We start from the raw sequence: 1,342 nt of genomic DNA, 5'->3' as shown, positions 1-1,342 counted from the left end.
CCCCCCCACCCTATTTTGGAGGTTGGTCTACCATGATGGAGGCGATTGTTGAACGCTGTGCCGGCTTAGATGTTCATCAAGAAACAGTTGTCGCTTGTGTACTCGCGGGTCCTCTCGATCGAGCGCCCAAGTCTGAGCTTCGCACCTTCGGAACGATGACCCATGAGCTAGAGGAACTTGGCGAATGGCTCACTGAACAGGGGTGCACGCAAGTTGCCATGGAGAGCACCGGCGTCTTCTGGAAGCCTGTGTGGAACGTGCTTGAAGCTTTCGAATTTGAACTTGTGCTCGCTAATGCTCACCACGTGAAGAATCTTCCGGGACGTAAAACCGACATGAAGGATGCCGAATGGCTCGCCAAACTGCTTCGTTGCGGGCTTATCGAATCCAGCTTTGTTCCCCCGGTAGAGATCCGCGAATTGCGCGATCTGACTCGTTACCGCAGGAAACTAATCTATAACGCGACCACCGAAAAGAATCGTATTCACAAGGTTTTGCAAGATGCTAATGTGAAGCTCACCACTCACATGTCCGATATCTTCGGCACCTCTGGTCGATTGCTCTTGCAGAAGATTGTGAACGATGAGGTCGTCACTATGGAGTTTCTGCAGACCGAGATGCGAGGCGCGCTCAAACATAAGTCCCCCAAACTGCTTCAGTCCCTTAACGGGCGTCTTCGCAAGCATCATCGCAACCTCATCCGCATGAGTTGGGAGCATTTGATGTACTTAGAGCAAGCCATTGAACAAGTTGAAGCCGAAACACGCCGGAGACTGGAGGACAAGCAGAATGCCCTTGAGTTGCTAATATCCATTCCGGGTATTAACGAACAATCGGCGATGATCATACTTGCCGAAATTGGACTGGACATGAGTCAATTTAAAAGCGATGGCCATTTGGCAGCTTGGGCGGGAATGTGCCCCGGCAATCACGAGAGTGCAGGTAAAAAAAACGAATTCGAGCCAGATCCGGTAACAGCATCTTAAAGTCGATCTTGTGCGAATGTGCTTGGGCTGCCTCAATGACGCGAAATACAAGGCTTTCTGCTAGGTACTGGCTGTGGGTCAAGCGGATGGGCAAGAAGAAGGCACAAGTCGCTCTCGGTCATACCATGCTTCGGATTGTGTACCATGTGCTCATTACGAAAGAGCCTTACAAAGAACTCGGCGCAGACTATTTAGAACGACGTAAAGCAGAAACTCTGGCACGAAAACAATTGATGATGATTCGTCAACTTGAACAAAGCGGATTCGTGGTAACCAAGCAAGCCTAAGATCCCCCCTTTTCAATGGGCTGCTAGCGGTAGCCTAGCTTTGCCATGCGCATTTTCCACCGTGCGTGC

The 1,342-nt window shown here is 50.7% G+C and carries 2 protein-coding genes; both read left to right on the top strand.

Translation table 11 applies throughout. From position 1 onward, the window contains the following. The coding region (locus tag H4Q31_RS19525; RefSeq protein ID WP_260440180.1) for an IS110 family RNA-guided transposase at nucleotides 1–986 on the top strand (986 nt) is incomplete at its 5' end. Nucleotides 987–1,072: 86 nt separating this feature from the next. Beyond that, nucleotides 1,073–1,273 carry a hypothetical protein gene (locus H4Q31_RS21700; RefSeq protein ID WP_260440179.1) on the top strand — a complete coding sequence of 67 codons (201 nt, stop codon included), beginning with the start codon at nucleotides 1,073–1,075 and terminating at the stop codon, nucleotides 1,271–1,273. Nucleotides 1,274–1,342: the final 69 nt, after the last annotated feature.

Origin of the sequence: Cohnella lubricantis (assembly GCF_014212015.1) — a bacterium.
GTDB classification, from domain to species: Bacteria; Bacillota; Bacilli; order Paenibacillales; family Paenibacillaceae; genus Cohnella; species Cohnella lubricantis.
This window is presented reverse-complemented; position numbering and strand designations above follow the sequence as displayed.